Source organism: Otoolea muris, from assembly GCF_943193115.1.
Taxonomy (GTDB): domain Bacteria; phylum Bacillota; class Clostridia; order Lachnospirales; family Lachnospiraceae; genus Otoolea; species Otoolea muris.
On the sequence record NZ_CALPCY010000081.1, the window covers coordinates 1 to 15,669 of the forward strand.

Annotated in this window: 18 protein-coding genes and 1 pseudogene; 14 read left to right on the forward strand and 5 right to left on the reverse strand. The window is 44.3% G+C overall.

The genetic code is table 11. The annotated features are described in order from the left end of the window. Positions 1 to 62: 62 nt before the first annotated feature. Genes NFS31_RS24695 through NFS31_RS24705 form a run of 3 tightly spaced genes read right to left on the reverse strand, consistent with a single transcriptional unit; the run spans position 63 to position 3,056 of the window. Positions 63 to 872 carry a tyrosine-type recombinase/integrase gene (locus NFS31_RS24695; protein ID WP_251501183.1) on the reverse strand — a complete coding sequence of 270 codons (810 nt, stop codon included), beginning with the start codon at positions 870 to 872 and terminating at the stop codon, positions 63 to 65. Beyond that, positions 859 to 1,845, reverse strand: a complete 987-nt coding sequence (locus NFS31_RS24700) for a tyrosine-type recombinase/integrase (RefSeq protein WP_251501185.1) — start codon at positions 1,843 to 1,845, stop codon at positions 859 to 861. Before NFS31_RS24700 ends, NFS31_RS24695 begins: the two co-directional genes overlap by 14 nt. Continuing rightward, positions 1,845 to 3,056, reverse strand: a complete 1,212-nt coding sequence (locus NFS31_RS24705) for a site-specific integrase (RefSeq protein WP_251501189.1) — start codon at positions 3,054 to 3,056, stop codon at positions 1,845 to 1,847. Before NFS31_RS24705 ends, NFS31_RS24700 begins: the two co-directional genes overlap by 1 nt. Before the next feature lie 161 nt (positions 3,057 to 3,217). Here NFS31_RS24705 and NFS31_RS24710 point away from each other — a divergent pair, with 161 nt between their 5' ends. The 9 genes and pseudogenes from NFS31_RS24710 to NFS31_RS24750 all read left to right on the forward strand — a co-directional run bounded on the left by NFS31_RS24710 (position 3,218) and on the right by NFS31_RS24750 (position 9,210). Then, positions 3,218 to 3,964, forward strand: coding sequence for a ParA family protein (locus tag NFS31_RS24710; RefSeq protein WP_251501192.1), 747 nt, complete (start codon positions 3,218 to 3,220; stop codon positions 3,962 to 3,964). Continuing rightward, positions 3,954 to 4,844, forward strand: coding sequence for a ParB/RepB/Spo0J family partition protein (locus NFS31_RS24715; RefSeq protein ID WP_251501195.1), 891 nt, complete (start codon positions 3,954 to 3,956; stop codon positions 4,842 to 4,844). The genes NFS31_RS24710 and NFS31_RS24715 overlap by 11 nt, the downstream gene beginning before the upstream one ends. Positions 4,845 to 4,861: 17 nt before the next feature. Next, positions 4,862 to 5,977 (forward strand): DUF6017 domain-containing protein, encoded by a 1,116-nt coding sequence (locus tag NFS31_RS24720; protein WP_251501199.1) that lies wholly within the window; start codon positions 4,862 to 4,864, stop codon positions 5,975 to 5,977. After that, entirely contained in the window at positions 5,978 to 6,631 is a 654-nt protein-coding gene (locus tag NFS31_RS24725) for a hypothetical protein (RefSeq protein WP_251501202.1), read from the forward strand. It begins immediately after the preceding gene. A gap of 50 nt (positions 6,632 to 6,681) precedes the next feature. Continuing rightward, positions 6,682 to 7,050 carry a hypothetical protein gene (locus NFS31_RS24730; RefSeq protein WP_089774860.1) on the forward strand — a complete coding sequence of 123 codons (369 nt, stop codon included), beginning with the start codon at positions 6,682 to 6,684 and terminating at the stop codon, positions 7,048 to 7,050. Positions 7,051 to 7,118: 68 nt separating this feature from the next. Next, positions 7,119 to 7,655: a hypothetical protein gene (locus NFS31_RS24735; protein ID WP_465223448.1), complete on the forward strand. Its 537-nt coding sequence runs from the start codon at positions 7,119 to 7,121 to the stop codon at positions 7,653 to 7,655. A 117-nt stretch (positions 7,656 to 7,772) separates the two neighbouring features. Continuing rightward, positions 7,773 to 8,198, forward strand: a complete 426-nt coding sequence (locus tag NFS31_RS24740; RefSeq protein WP_159749897.1) for a hypothetical protein — start codon at positions 7,773 to 7,775, stop codon at positions 8,196 to 8,198. A gap of 109 nt (positions 8,199 to 8,307) precedes the next feature. Then, positions 8,308 to 9,003: pseudogene (locus tag NFS31_RS24745) on the forward strand (YodL domain-containing protein); the annotation flags it as partial. A gap of 3 nt (positions 9,004 to 9,006) precedes the next feature. Next, positions 9,007 to 9,210 (forward strand): transposon-transfer assisting family protein, encoded by a 204-nt coding sequence (locus NFS31_RS24750; RefSeq protein ID WP_115624078.1) that lies wholly within the window; start codon positions 9,007 to 9,009, stop codon positions 9,208 to 9,210. Between the two features lie 682 nt (positions 9,211 to 9,892). Here the strand turns inward: NFS31_RS24750 and NFS31_RS24755 are convergent. Both NFS31_RS24755 and NFS31_RS24760 read right to left on the reverse strand, forming a co-directional pair. Continuing rightward, positions 9,893 to 11,266 (reverse strand): relaxase/mobilization nuclease domain-containing protein, encoded by a 1,374-nt coding sequence (locus tag NFS31_RS24755; protein ID WP_251501206.1) that lies wholly within the window; start codon positions 11,264 to 11,266, stop codon positions 9,893 to 9,895. Then, positions 11,215 to 11,556, reverse strand: coding sequence for a plasmid mobilization protein (locus NFS31_RS24760; RefSeq protein ID WP_251501209.1), 342 nt, complete (start codon positions 11,554 to 11,556; stop codon positions 11,215 to 11,217). The genes NFS31_RS24755 and NFS31_RS24760 overlap by 52 nt, the downstream gene beginning before the upstream one ends. 397 nt (positions 11,557 to 11,953) lie before the next feature. Between NFS31_RS24760 and NFS31_RS24765 the strand changes: the two genes are divergently transcribed. The 5 genes from NFS31_RS24765 (at position 11,954) to NFS31_RS24785 (ending at position 15,649) form a co-directional block, all read left to right on the forward strand. Beyond that, the gene (locus NFS31_RS24765; protein ID WP_004058712.1) at positions 11,954 to 12,142 is read left to right on the forward strand and encodes a hypothetical protein; all 189 of its coding nucleotides are present in this window, start codon (positions 11,954 to 11,956) and stop codon (positions 12,140 to 12,142) included. Next, positions 12,135 to 12,836, forward strand: a complete 702-nt coding sequence (locus tag NFS31_RS24770; protein ID WP_162225284.1) for a response regulator transcription factor — start codon at positions 12,135 to 12,137, stop codon at positions 12,834 to 12,836. Before NFS31_RS24765 ends, NFS31_RS24770 begins: the two co-directional genes overlap by 8 nt. A 1-nt stretch (position 12,837) precedes the next feature. Then, positions 12,838 to 13,761: a sensor histidine kinase gene (locus tag NFS31_RS24775; RefSeq protein WP_004058718.1), complete on the forward strand. Its 924-nt coding sequence runs from the start codon at positions 12,838 to 12,840 to the stop codon at positions 13,759 to 13,761. A 180-nt stretch (positions 13,762 to 13,941) separates the two neighbouring features. Beyond that, the gene (locus tag NFS31_RS24780) at positions 13,942 to 14,865 is read left to right on the forward strand and encodes an ABC transporter ATP-binding protein (RefSeq protein ID WP_162225285.1); all 924 of its coding nucleotides are present in this window, start codon (positions 13,942 to 13,944) and stop codon (positions 14,863 to 14,865) included. Further along, positions 14,858 to 15,649, forward strand: a complete 792-nt coding sequence (locus NFS31_RS24785; RefSeq protein ID WP_251501212.1) for an ABC transporter permease — start codon at positions 14,858 to 14,860, stop codon at positions 15,647 to 15,649. Before NFS31_RS24780 ends, NFS31_RS24785 begins: the two co-directional genes overlap by 8 nt. The last annotated feature ends 20 nt before the right edge of the window (positions 15,650 to 15,669 follow it).

Below are 15,669 nucleotides of genomic sequence, written 5' to 3' on the forward strand. Positions count from 1 at the left end.
GAGTGATTTTATCAGAAACATACGAAAATATGGGATTTTTTTAAAGGACTCCCCATTTTACTTCACTCCCCATAATGCCTCAGCCAATGCGGTGTGATTTCATCGGATATATCCTTTATTCCCATTGCTTGAGCCTGTGCAGCATATTTTTTCAAAATATATGTCACTCCGGCTCTCGTCAGGGGTTTATTGCTCCGGTTGGTAAATAACGGATTGCGACCATATACAGGCGAAGCCAGACCAGAACCTTGCATATACTGCTTCAACAATTCCCCGGTTGGTCTCATGACTGGAACAATGCGGCTTTTACCACCTTTGCCTGTCAGTACGATGGTGACAGTATCATTTAAAGCAACATCACAAACTTTTAGATCCACAAGTTCCTGAACCCTTGCTCCGGTATCATATAAAAGTGACAGCAGAACAGCATCCCTTTTCCCCTGGATCGTTGTCCTGTCGGGTTGTTCTAACAGGCCCCTGATGCTATCCAATGGAAGATACATGAGTGGCACCGTATCCGTTTTTTTCATTGGAATCGCCAGGATTTTCTGGCTTTGCTGTATATACTGTGGTTCTTCTACCATTAAAAAGCTGAAAAATGAATGGATTGCAGCGAGACGTTGATTCCTTGTCGCCGCTTTGCAGTTACGTTCTTCTTCCAGCCATTGCAGAAAGCGGAGGATCAGATCCCTGTTTATTTTTGCAACTGTCAGCTTTTCCGGCAAAAGGTTCTCCTGATCTCTGCAGTATCTTAAAAATAATGAGAATGAGTCCCTGTATGCTAACTGGGTATTACGTTTGCTGCCAACCTGGCAGGGAAGATATACTGACAGGAACTGCGTTAAATACTGTGCAAAATCAGTTTCCTTCATGGCATACCTCCGGGATGACGTATGCACATGACTTTTCCACTTCCCTCATCAGGTCTGGATAAACTTCCGCTGTCAGGCGCAGATACCTTGCTGTTGAGCGTATTGTTTTGTGCCCCATATATGTGGAAAGAATCGGGAGCATAGCCGTTAAATCGGCTTCTTCCCTGATCCACTTTTGTAAAACATGAACTGCGAATGTATGGCGTACATCATGCAGACGGGGGCCCTGCCCTTTTCCGCCATGTGAAATCCCTGCCGCTTCCAGATACCTGCGGTACCTTTGATAGATAGTCATCGGGCTGATCATGGTCTTATCAGGAGCAGGGAAGAAAAAGTCGCTGTCTTTTTCCCACCAGATTTTATCTGCATAGGATATACAGGCTTCTTTTACGGAATCTGATAATGGGATATACCGGTCACGGTCAGTCTTTGCTTCACGGATCGTAAGAATCCCATCTTCGAGATTCACATCCCTGCAGCGAAGTCCGACAACTTCTGACACACGAAGCCCACAGCCATAAAGAATCCGGAAGATCACTGGTAACGCCAAATGCATATTTCTTGCAGCTTCTTTGGGTTCTGTTTCATCAGCGGCTTTGATCACAGCTGCTATCTGCTCATGCGTAAATATATATGGTACAAATGAACTGTGATTCAAACCCTTCACTTCCGGCACGATATAAGCATCATAACCAAGGTTATTAAGGTATATGGCAAACTGTCTTATGCAGGTAATGCGGTGTGACCGGCTTTTTTCGGATTCACCTGCCCGGGGCGCTGTCCATTTTTCTGCAAGGGAGCGGGATATTTTTATTTCTGTGACACCCTGTTCTTCACTGAAACGGCAAAACCGGGATAAACATTTCGGTTCATCTGCATATTTAAAACCTGTGCTTCTTTTGTACTGAATGAATTCCTGGGCAACTTCCGCAAATGAACCTGTCATGGATGGAGATTTTCTGATTCTTGTCATTAGATTGCCACCTCCAATGCGCATTTCCGAAGCTCGGTGATATCAATACGAAGATATGCCATCGTAGTTTCAGTAGTTGTGTGCCCCAGGATTTCTGAAATGACCGGAAGCGGAATCTCATGCTCCAACAGGCGGCTCGCAAGGCTGTGGCGGAGTGTGTGGGAGCCTTTCTTTTTCCCTTCAAGATGGATTCCCGATCTCTGGAGACGTACCCTTACAAGGGCGCCGACCGCACCCGGATTGAAATCCGTATAAGGAGGAAGCTGCCTCACAAAAACGTGATCCGAGTCGGTTTTAGGCCTTGCGTTCTTCAGATAGTTAATGATCGCTTCGCCAACATCTTCTAAAAGAGGAAGTTCAAACGGATTTCCTGTTTTTACCTGGTTCAAATGGATTACTTCTCTTTCCCAGTCGATATTGGAAAACCTTAAATTTGCGACATCGCTGCTGCGCAGTCCAAGTCTTGCAATCAGAAGAATGATTGCATAATCACGGATTCCGCAAGGATTCCCAAGGTCAATCGAATCAAGAAGTTTCGTCACCTCATTCGCTGAATACGAAGAAGGTAATCGGCTCTGCCTGTTGTAATGAGGGTTTGGAAGTTTTGAAAACATCTCCTGCTCCATAAGACCATGTTCATAGCAGTATTTCAGATAATAGCGCACCGCACGCATTGTATGATTTATGGTTGGCTTTTCATAACAGTTCAAAGATGCCATGAAATCCAAAACGTCTTTGAGAGACAGTGTATCTAAAGAAGCAATGTTCTTCCTGCTTAAAAACGCAAAAAAGCGTTCCAGATATAAACTGAAAATCTTATTTGATTTTTTTATTATCCCGATATCTTCTCGATGGGAAATATATGCTTCTGCGCTATATCTAAATCCCTCTGGGAAAGTGTACGCTCTTTTATCCATGGCAAGATAAAGAACTACATTCCCTGAACGCTGGTATTCTGCCAAAGCATTTATACAACGGGAATAGGCGGTACACCATTTTTTCAACGCTATCTTAGATGACATAGAATAATGGTCTTCTAAAAACTGTAATCCGAAATCCATGCTGAAAGAATCAGTACCTTGTTCGTGGGAGTAGAGCAAAAGCTGTTTTGTAAGAGTTTTAAATACTTTTTGGTAATAGCTGGATGCACCTGCCTGTACGAGTGCTTCCCCGGTTTGGTTGATCAGTTGCTGCAAAGTTGATTTTTCCATCGTGCGTTCCTCCTTAAGCGAATTGATAAAATACACTTAAATCTTGATGGATTATGGAAAGTAAATCAACTAAAGAATCCTTTATTTATAAGGATTTCTTTCATTAACTTTGCATAATGTATAGCTTTTCATAACCAACGTTATGTGAAGCTTCACATAATGTGGGCAAGACCACCACCACAAGCAATTTAGGAATCGGGCTGGCAAAACAGGGAAAGAAAGTGCTTCTGATTGATGCGGACGCACAGGGCAGTCTGACCGCAAGTTTAGGCTTTACAGAGCCGGACAGTCTGGAAATCACGCTTGCAACCATTATGGGGAACTTAATCAATGACGGGGAAGTAGAGCCGGGGGAAGGTATCCTCCACCATGAGGAAGGGATAGACTTAATGCCGGGGAACATTGAGCTTTCCGGTCTGGAGGTTTCCCTTGTGAATGTGATGAGCCGGGAAACGGTACTCCGATCATACATAGAGATTGTCCGGGAGAGTTACGATTATATTTTAATTGATTGTATGCCTTCTCTCGGCATGATTACCATAAACGCCTTTGCCTGCGCCGACAGTATCCTGATACCTGTACAGGCGGCATACCTGCCCGTCAAAGGCTTGCAGCAGCTTATTAAGACGGTGGGAAAGGTAAAGCGGCAGATTAACCCGAAGCTGGAGATTGAAGGGATCCTGCTTACAATGGTGGACAGCCGAACGAACTACGCAAAGGACATCAGCGCCATGCTGAAGGAAGCCTATGGAAGCCGGGTGAGGATATTTGCCAATGTCATTCCCATTTCCGTCCGGGCGGCGGAGATTTCAGCGGAGGGCGTCAGCATCTACAAGCATGATCCAAAGGGGAAAGTGGCGTCAGCTTACGATTCTCTGACAAAGGAGGTGCTTGCAGATGGGCAGTAACGCAAAACCAAGAAGCGCATCAAAGGTTGCTCTGGAAAGTTTTGATGATTTGTTCGGTGGAAATACCGCACAGGAAAATGGGATAGAGCAGATTATCAATGCGCCACTGGCAGAGCTTTACACGTTCAAAGACCACCCGTTCCGGGTGGAGGACGATGAGAAGATGGAGGAAACAACCGAGAGTATCCGCCAGTATGGGGTGCTTGTGCCGGGGATTGCAAGACCGAGGGCGGGTGGAGGCTATGAAATCATAGCCGGACACCGCCGCAAACGTGGCTCGGAGCTTGCCGGAAAGACGGAGATGCCTGTGGTTGTCCGCAACTACACCGATGATGAAGCTACGATAATCATGGTGGATTCCAATATCCAGAGGGAAGATATTTTACCGAGTGAGAAGGCGAGAGCCTACAAGATGAAATATGAAGCCATGAAGCATCAGGGGAAGAAGTCAGGCAGAAACACACTGGATGAGGTCGGGGAAGCTGCCGGGGAAAACGCTAAAAAGGTACAGCGGTATATCTGGCTTTCCCGTTTGACTGATGAACTCCTTGCTATGGTGGACGGTAAAAAGCTCGGTTTCTCACAGGGCGTTGACATTTCCTTTCTGGCGGAGGAAGCACAGCAGTGGGTGCAGGCAGTCATAGAGGAAAAAGGCTGTAACGTCAGCATGGTGCAGTCGGCAAAAATAAAAGAGTATGGCAAGACCGGGGAGCTTACCCTTGCAATGGTGCGCCTGATACTGACGGAGGAAAAGCCAAAGGAACGGAAGGTAACACTGAAAGCGGACAAGATCAGCGAATATTTTGCGGAGGACTGCAGCAGTGAGGAAATAGAGGGCATCATCATTCAGCTATTGGATGAATGGAAGAAAAGACAATAGAGGGGAGGTGCATCAGCGTGGATGGCACAATAAAATTTGACTATTATTATGGCATCGAAGCGGAACAGTTTTCTTTTTACCGGGTTCCGAGGCTGCTGATAAAAGACGCAAGGTTTAAAGAGTTGTCCAGCGATGCAAAGCTCCTTTATGGTCTGATGCTTGACAGGCTGGCATTGTCAATCAAGAATGGCTGGCTTGACGAGGAAAACAGGGTGTATATCCATTACACCCTGGATAACATAATGGAGGATTTGGGATGCGCAAGGGAGAAATGTGCCAAAGTGATTGCGGAGCTTGACAGCAAAAAGGGAATCGGTCTGATTGAGAAGAAAAGGAGGGGACTGGGCAAGCCGGACATCATCTATGTGAAGAATTTTGCGACACTGGATACCGGGAAAGAACCGGGCGGAGAGCTGGAAAACCCTGATAATGCTGACAATTCCGCAGAAGTTCGGAAACCGAACTTCAAGAGGTTCGATAATCAAACTTCAAGAAGTTCGGAAATCGAACTTCAAGAGATTCGGAAACCGAACTTGCAGGAGTTCGGAAACCAAACTTCAAGAAATTCGGAAACCGAACTTGCGGAAGTTCGGGAATCGAACCCTAATTATAACAATACTAATTATACTGATCTGAGTTATACCAATCCTATCAATCAATCAGATAGTAAAGCAGAAAAACAGGAACCGGGCAAGCCGGACAATGGTATGATTGATGTGATGGATGAAGCCAGCGCCTACATGGAAATCATTAAGAAAAATATTGAGTATGAGCATCACATGAAATATGGCGATTGGAGTGAAAAAGGTCTGTATGAGGAACTGTATGAGGTGATATGCGAGATTGTGTGTGTAAAGCGCAGGACGGTAAAGGTGAATGGGGAGGATTACCCTTATGAGCTTGTAAAGTCTAAGTTTTTAAAGCTGGACAGTTCCCATTTGGAGTATGTCATTGGGTGTATGAAGGAAACCACAACAAAAATAGCCAACATCAGGGCATACATGGTGACTGCCCTCTATAATGCCCCCAATACCATGAACCATTATTACCAGCAGTTAGTTCAGCATGATATGTATGGCGGCGGTTGGGAAGAAAAAGGACTGTTCCAGTCCAAAGCGGAAGGAGATGGATAAATGGAATCCATGCGGGATATTGACCGGGCAATGGAACGGGAGATCGCAAAGGGGAGCTGCCAGTTAAAGTTTGTGGGGATAGAGTTTGGCGATTCCCCCTATCAGGAGATTGCGTCAAAAGAAAAGCTGCTGGAGGTATTGTCCTATCTGCTGCGGACAGGCGATTATGGGAAATTTGCCGTAAATGGGACGGGGAGCAATGTTTATATGAACATCAGGGGCAGGAAGCCGGATTTTCAGCGAACTTATTCCATATTTGACCGGAACTGCATTTTTTCCGCAATCAGTCATTACGGAAAGAAAATAAAGCCGGATTTTGACGGGCATACTTATCTGGAAACAGTGCAGTGTTTCTTTAAGCTGCCGGACGGGGAACAGGAGAAATACAGGGTGACATATTACGGGCAGGAAACCTTTGTTTTCCCCATGTCGGATAAATATATCCTCGGACTTTATACGCACTGTATCTCGGCAAGGCGGGCGGCATCGGCAGGTATGGATATTCCCGGCACAGGCTTTTCAGAAAAAGAACAGGGCATTGTCAGCCTTGCGGGTGTGCGTGACGTGCTGTTCCAGTGCCTTTTGTTTGACACTGTAAAATATGGGGAAGGCGTGTTATGCGCTGACCTTTGCACAATCTACTGTTTAAAATAGAATCAATAGCTTTTGGACTTTTTGTCCAGAAGTGAGTTAGGAGGTGCGCTATGGCGGAAAAATATATTACGGAAGAACAGCGGGCAAAATGCCGGAAAGTGGCGGATGCGTTTGCGGAGCTGTATGAGCTGGCAGATGTAATGGTGGCGGATGCCGGGAGGTTCGGCTTTGTCCGTCTGCAATGGTTCAGTGAGGGAGAAGGCTTTGATTCGGCAATGGCATTTTCGGACAGCATGGAACTGTTTGAGGAACTCTGGCGGATATGGTATGAACATGAGGTCTTAACGCCTGTTTTGGGTACGCCGCTTGCGGAGCTTGACTATGACGAGATATTCAGGTCGCTTTCCAAAGACAGGCAGGAGGAAATCTTGGAAAAGAAGAAATATTTTATTTCCCGGTGTGAAGATGCTTTCGCTTAGGTGGCAGATATTTTTTACAATTTCGGGGCGTTTTCTGCTAAAATAGACCGTATCAGGGTAAAGGAGTGGTGTGTTTGGGAAACAGGAAGCGCCTGAAAAGGGCAGACAGGACATATAAAGACTTAAAGCAGAAGCAGAAAGCAGGAATAGCAGACGGTATGTTTGAAAAGACCTGTGATTATTACAGGGAGCATGGCAGGATGCCGGAAGGAGAGGACTGTGAAAAAATTGTGGGGCAGATTTACCAGAGGGTAAAGGGGATAGCGGAAAAGGCTTCTTTTGATGAAGTATACAGCCTGTACCTTTACCGTCTGCCACGTTATGAAACGAGGATTGCAGAGAACGGGCTTCCGGAAAAGAAAGAGAAAAAGAAAGAAGATGCCGACAAGCCGAAAGTAAAGCAGATAGGCAGGAGCAAAAAAGTATGCCCGAACTGCGGAAGGAAGATGAAACAGCAGTTTATCGGGTTACAGCACTGCAAATGCGGCATAAGTTGGAAAAAAGACATCGGATATTTTGAGCGTACCGGGGATATGGTTTTCGCTCTGGAACGGAGGAAAGTAGGGAAAAAGACAAAGCAGTGTCCGGTAATCCGGTACAGATAATTAAATACCAGAAACAGCGTGAGGGCAGTTATAGACCGTAAACAGCGGTTTGTAGCTGCCCTTTTTGCGTTTAAGTAACTTTTGGACTTTTTGTCCAGAAGCAGAATGGAGGATGTAATGAAAAAAAGAGAGTTCCAGAAAAAAGCAACAGCGGAGCTATTGAAAAGGCTGGCGGCGGTCTGTGCGGAGTTGGGGGAGAATCCCAACATTACAGTATCGTCAAAGTTCCACAGTTCCTATTTTAAGCTGCGGAATGACTATAACCTGATGCAGATTTCCGTCAAGCAGACAGGGGAGCTTAGTTACCAGCTTACGGATATGCTTGGCAGCACTGGCGGGAAGCGGATTTACTATGAATATCGTGAGAATGATGATTTTACACGCATCATAGAAAAGTTTTGCGGCGATTTTGCAAGGTTTTATAAGGATTTCCTGTTATCCGGCACACTGCATGACTTCTGTGACATAAAGCTGTCATACGGGGAGGACGCAGGCGCAGGACTGGAAGAATACGAATCCTGTATCCGTTCCGGGTGCTTATAGGATAAAAAACAGCTTTTGGACTTTTTGTCCAGAAGTGGGAAGGAGAGCTTATGAAATATTTAATTCGCAGGCTGTACGTCCCACCCTGACGGGCGTACAGCAATAAAAAAAGAAGGATATAGAGCAGAGTGTCTACGCTTATTTGCAGTCCAAAATTGACGAGTATGGGATAAATATAGAGCTTGTTGATGTAGCAGTATCCGGAAGCCGGTGCAGAGGTTTGGAGGAAGCTGCTTCTGACCTTGATGTGGTGGTGGAGTACCGGGGAAGGGAAAGCGAGGATGATCTGTTCAATGCCTTTAACGAGGACGGTTTTACAATCGGCGGCGTTAAGGTAGACATCAATCCCATTACAGAAGGAAAGACCGGGACGCTTGGGGAGTACCTTCCGGGTGTGGAAGCCTATCTTGCGGAAAAACGAGCCGCCATGCAGGAGAAAGCCGCAGAGCAGGCACAGGAGGGAAAACAGACGGCTGTCACCCTTACAGTGGCGGAGTGCGGGGAGTTTCATAATTTCGGAGAATACCATGAGAATATCGCAGGCGTGGAGGAAGCAATCGCCATTTTCAACCGGATACCGCCGGAGAACAAGCCGCTTGCAAAGATTGAGGAACTGGAAGAATGTAACTATAACATGATTGATAACGTCCTAAACAATGAGAAGCCAAAAGAAGAAAAGCAAGCAGGCAGAATTTCCATAAAGGAAAAACTGGCGGAGAAAAAAGCGGTCATCGAGCAGAGGGATAAGTCAGATAAGGAAGTCCCTGAAAAGGGAACAGAGAAAAAATCAGAGAGGGAGATATAAGCGATGGATAAATTTACAGTGGAAGAAATCAATTTGATGTGTGTGTTTGAGGGGCAGGACAGGACGGGCATGATTGCCGACATAAAGAATGTGATTCCCCATATACAGGACAGTGACATGGTGGAGCTTGCCGGACAGGTTTTAGGGAAACTGGAAACCATGAGCGATGCGGAATTTACAGAGGTGGCATTGGAAGCGGCGGAGTGATTGACGCAAATCTTTTATAGCATTATTCGACATAACGTGCTATAATTCTCTTAGTCAGATTAGAACGAGTAGGGATAGTCTGCGGTTGTCCTTTCTGGAAACGGAAAGGAGGTCGGTATGAATACGTTAGAAGTGCTTACGTTGGTGCTGGTGATTTTTGCAGCCTTGACATACATAGACAATAAACACAACCGCAAGTAACGGAAAAGGCTATCTTCTACTGCCATAGAGGATAGCCTTGTAATCCGTATTTTTTACGCTTTATAAGTTTCCGATTGTGCAACCGTCGGACACGTTAATATCCTTCGGCTTCTAAGATGATTATAAACCAACACTGCGAATTTTGCAAGAGGGTTTAGGAAATGGGGGTGCTTCGGCGCTCCTATTTTTTTTTGCAGATTTATAGACTATATTACAGGAATATGGTCTTGTTTACAAGAATTTTTTTAAATTTATATAATAAAGTAGGAAGGAATGGGCGGGATTCCGCCGCAGTCGGCATTGTGCGTAATGTGTATAACTCCCCGTCTTATGGAGCTGTGGGCAACACTGTTTGCAGGATGTGGGAAAGCTGCCCTTTGCTTTTCCACATGCTGTGAATGGTGTTGTCCATAGCGGAATGGGGAGTTATGCACATTTCCACGATGCTCTTTTGCTTTTAAAGCCTTTTTCAGACAGGGAATTACCGGGAAGGGTTATTATCCCGGTCAGGCTGTTCCTGTGCGCTTTTTGTCGGCTCTGTGCGCCCTAAATACTGGTTCAGGTTCTCCAGTTTCCGGTTCAGCGATTTCAGCTCTTTTTCACAGTTTTTGTATGTGACGGTCAGTTCTTTTTTCTGTGCGGTCAGCTCCTGATATTCCGCTTTCAGCTTGTCAATGTTCAAGCCTTTTAAGGGGATGCCCGCCTGTTCCAGCATACGCCTTGCGCCGCCATAAAGGATGATCTGGCTCTCATGCCTGCGGAAATATGCGTCAGGGTTTTTCGATTTCTTATAGGAAATATGGTAGGATTTGTTGGCTTTGTATTGTTCCGCATATTTAATGATTTCCGCAAGGTCTTTGATGCGGTTTTCCAGCTTGCGGACGGTCTGCTTTGCTTCTTTTCCGGTGGCGGAAGCGGCAGAGATTTTTTGCTCCAGTTCTGCGATGGAACCTATCTCATTGTATGCCTGTGCAGCAATCTTTAAATTCTCCACCGCCGCCCACCTTTGCAGTCCCGGACTGTTCTGAAATTTCTCGTCAGAGGTGTCAATCAACCGCCTGTCTGCATAATCCCTTTTCGGGATAACTGCTTTTCGCTCTCGCTTTAATTCAATCCGTTCTTTGATGCGCTCCTTCGTGTATTCCTTTCCGAGTGACTTGATGCTGCCACGCACAAAACGGTCTTTGCCAAGTGGACGGAAGGAGATAAATTTGAGGGCGTCTTCCCCAAAAGTTTCGCCTTTTATCTCATAGCCTTTCGCCCGCATCAGGAGCAGAAATTCTTCATAGGTAGACGATGCTTTTATGGCGGCGTTGATGTCTTTTCTTATCTGCGTTTTCCATGCTGTCCCGCTTTTATCCGCCTGCCATTCGTTGTATTTTTTCCCACGCTCCCCACCGGGGATAATGACAGAAAGATTATGCTCGCTGCACAGCTCGTCACTTAATTTTCGGATGCGGTAATAGCTCTGCTTGCAGTCATGGTATTTGTCATGTTCTATGTTGTCGGCGGCACAGAAAATAATGTGGTTATGGACGTGACCTTTATCAATATGTGTGGTGACAACATAAGAATATTTCCCCTCTAAAACCTTGTCCGCAAGTTCCTTCCCGATCTGGTGCGCTTCGTCAAAGCTGACCTCACCGGGAGCGAAAGCCTGTATCAGATGATAGGCTTTATTGGGGCTGTTTTCCCGGCAGTGGTCTAAGGTGTATTTGAAGTCAATCGCTGCGGTTTCCGGCGCACAGGCGTAGGAAGAAATGTAGATGCTTCCGTCTGTTTTATCCGGGCTGCATATGTAGGCTACCGCTCTATCAACGGTTGCTGTGACAGCATGGATTTTTGTGATTGCCATACCTGTTTCATCAACTCCTTTACTTCGTCCATATCTTCCTGATAGACGTGGTTTGTGCTGTTAATCCTCTTTGCAATCTGGTTCAGACTTGAACTGATCCGTCCAAGCTCCGTATTGTATTCCCGTAAAAAACTGTAATCCACGTCATAGACATATCCGTATAGAATTAACTTCCGAATAAAAGCCGATTTGCTTTTCATGCCGGACAGCCTAAACTTCTCGTCAAGGATGTACTGCTCCTTGTCATCTAAGTGAAATTCATTCCGGTTGGTTCTTGTCCTGTTTGCCATTTTTGCTTTGTCCTTTCTGCTTTTGGGCATAAAAAAACTGCTGTAACTTGTCCGGTTTACAACAGTCTGGTTTCGTGTCTGTTCAGTTGTTTTGGATAGAATTATCCATGTGTTATTGTAGCAAATCTGCGTGGGAAGGTCAAGGACTTGCAGAGAAAAAGAGGAAAGAAAAGCAAAGAGGGTTAGGGATACTTCCCTATGGAAATTTAATCATACGGACGGGAGGGAAGTATGGGGAATTTCGCCCATGTGTCCGGACATGTGCAGTGCTTGCTATTCTACCTACGACACTCCCGGAGGGTGTGTCGCAAATTATTAAATTTTTAGAAAAAATGAGTTTCTACTTGATATTAGACGTTTAAACGTCTAGTATTGGATAAAAGATGGAGGGATAGAAATGGAATATATATCGGTAAAAGAAGCATCTTTAAAATGGGGGATTTCGGAACGGAGAATACAACGCTTATGTTTAGAGGAAAGGGTAGCCGGAGCAATTAGGTTTAGCAGGGTTTGGATGATACCAAAAGATGCAGAGAAACCAGCAGATGCCCGCATAAGAGAAGAGAGGATGAAAAGACATGAATAAGGTTTTGATTATTGATGATGATAAAGAGCTTTGTATGCTTATGGCAAAGTGTATTGAGCAGGAAAATCTTAGTGTGGTTGTTGCTAATGGTGGCATAGAAGGACTGCGGATATTGGAGGAAGATAAAGATAGCTGTTCACTTATTATTCTTGATATTATGATGCCCGATTTAGATGGTTTTCAAGTGTTGCAGCAAATAAGACAGACAAGCAATATTCCTGTCCTTATGCTGACTGCAAAAAGCGATGAAGAAGATAAAGTGTCAGGCTTGCGGATGGGGGCGGATGATTACCTGACAAAGCCATTTAGCATTAATGAGCTTATGGCACGGGTAAATTCCTTAATCCGGCGTTATACCCTGCTTAATCCTGTTTCCAGTCCTGAAACAGACTGCATGACGTTTCAGGGGATGACGATTGACAGCCTTAACCGCCTTGTTTTTCAAGGGAATGAACAGATTGAGCTTACGGGAAAAGAATTTGACCTGCTTTCTTTTCTGGCATCAAATAAGGGTAAAGTATTTACAAAAAAGCAGATTTATACGCAGGTTTGGGCGGAAGAATATGCTTTTGACGACAGTAATATCATGTCATTTATCAGCAAATTGAGGAAAAAAATTGAACCAGATCCGGAACATCCGTTTTACATTTTGACTGTCCGTGGCGTTGGCTACCGTTTTAACAGGGAGGCTTGACATGAGTATTAACCCATTTTTATTGATTATGTTTTGCATAGCTTTGTTGGTAATCCTATTTCTTTTCACAAAACTCAGGCGTGTACGGGGGCAGTTGTCTATTATTGAGGAAGCGCTTGAAGATATAAAATCTGGGAACTTAAACCGCCGTATGCTGACTAAGAAAAATGATATGACAAGAAAAATCTGCTATGGAATTAATGAGATTGCAATGAATAGCCAGACGCAGCTTATCAGACAAAAACAGTCTGAACAGGCATACAAGAGGTTAATGACCAGCATCTCCCACGATGTCAAAACTCCTCTTGCTTCTCTGGTCGGTTATTTGGAAGCAATCGAATGTAAGATAGTCGCAGGAGAAGAAAAAGACGAATACGTCCATGTCGCATTTGAGAAAGCTCATTACTTAAAGCATTTTGTAGAAAATCTCTTTGAATGGGTGAAGCTGGATTCCGGAGAACAGATTTTTCATTTTGAAGTTTTAGACCTAAACGAATTATCCCGGAATATTATAGTTGATTGGATTTCTGTTTTAGAAAATAGTAATTTTGACTATGCGTTTGATATACCGGAAGCAGAATATCTTATGCGTATAGATGCAAACGCTTATAGCCGCATCCTCAACAATCTGTTGCAGAATGTCCTTATCCATAGCAAGGGAAGTAAAATAGTATTCCATGTTTTTGAAGATAATCTGCAAGCTAAAATCACTATAACAGATAATGGAAAAGGAATATCTCCCGATCACCTGCCACATATTTTTGAAAGAATGTATCAATGCGATCAGTCAAGGTCTGCTGGTGGAAATGGATTAGGCTTATCAATCGTAAAAGAACTTGTAGCTGCTCACAAAGGAACAATTACCGTTGACAGCACTCCCGATAGGGGGACTACATTTACCTTATTACTTCCGAAATCCCTGTAATAATACGGGGATTTTTCAGTTTGTCAAATTTCGCTTAACTGTAAAAGCATGAAAAAAGCAAGGTTTCGGCAAGGTTTTGGCAAGGTTAGCGTGATAGAATAGCAAATATGAAAAGGAGGTAAAATCCTCTGCTCCTGCAAGGGCAGTCGCATTTTGCTTCGCAAAACAAGGAGGATTGCAATGAGCAAATATGTAATTGAAACAAAAAATCTTACCAAACAATACGGAACACAGAAAAGCGTTGCAGATTTGAATATCCATGTCCAGCAAGGGCGTATCTATGGTCTGCTTGGCAGGAATGGAGCCGGAAAGACAACGACAATGAAAATGCTGCTTGGGTTGACACAGCCCACTTCCGGGGAAGTTACAATTTGGGGAAAGCCCCTGCGGACAAATGAAAAGAAGCTGTTGCCCCGGATTGGCTGTCTGATTGAATCACCCGGATTTTATCCAAATCTAACCGCCACAGAAAACCTGCGTATTTTTGCTGCCCTGCGGGGAGTGCCGAACCGCAATGCAATTAAAAATGCACTTGATTTAGTGGGGCTTCCCTATAAAGACAAAAAGCTGTTTTCCCAATATTCGCTTGGAATGAAGCAGCGATTGGCGATTGCCCTTGCCATTATGCACGACCCGGAGCTTTTGATTTTGGACGAACCGATTAACGGTCTTGACCCGATTGGAATTGCAGAAGTGCGCTCTTTTATCCGTGACCTCTGTACTGAAAGGGGGAAAACGATATTGATTTCCAGCCATATTCTTTCCGAAATTGCATTGCTGGCTGATGATATAGGAATTATTGACCACGGTGCATTATTGGAGGAAGAAAGCCTTGCAGAGCTGGAAACAAAGAGCAGCAGGCATATCCGTTTTACTGTTTCCAGTACAACACAGGCGGCAAGGATTTTAGAACGCAATTTCCATGAAACGCAGTTTACTATACAGGACGACCACAAAATGCGTCTGCATAATTTAGATATTTCAGTTGGAGATATTGTAACAGCTTTTGTCGAAAATGGGCTTACCGTATCAGAAGCCTATGTCTGCGAAGAAAGCCTTGAAGATTATTTCAAGCGTGTAACAGGGGGTGAGGGGATTGCTTGATCTTGTAAAGTGTGAATTTTGGAAGTTGAAACGGAAAGGCTTGTTTAAAATCGCTCTCTTTACGGCTGTTTTATTCCCTGTTTTTAATATTATGCTTTTATCAGAGGGAAGTTTAGCAGATGTTATGAGCAGTGTGCGTGAGGAAAGCGGTTTCTTACTTCTGATCCCGATATTAGTAATTATAGCTGCTAACCTGTTTTTTGAAGAACACGATAACGACACCTTAAAAAATCTTCTTTGCGTTCCAATTTCAAAAAGTCACTTAGTCATAGCAAAGGTTACTGTACTTTTTCTGTTTTCAGTTGCTTATGAACTGTTAGGCTTTTGTATTGGTATCTTAATTGCTCTTGCACAGGGTATTTCTTTAAATGGGTGGGCTTTACAGCTGTTCCTTACATTTTGTACAGGTATTTTACTTTGGGCGGCAGCTCTGCCATGTATTATCCTTGTGGTCTGGTGCAATAAGTCCTATATAATTTCTGTCATAATCGCTTTCTTCTATACACTGCTTGGATTTGCATTGCACCTAAGTGATGCCATTATGATGAAACCATTAGGGCTGAATATCAGCACATTTATTCCTGTACCTATGGTCTTTCGGTGGCTGTATCAGTTTAAGGTGCCGGAAGGAAAGATTATGACAGACTTTTACAACCGTCTAAGCCCGTACTTTGTATCAACGCCTGTCATATTTGCGGTACTGATTGCGGAAGCGATTGTATGTATTATACTCAAACTTCCCACACCGATTGGTGTGCTGAACCTTGAAAAATCAATACTTTAGTCCATAAAAAAGGCACAAAC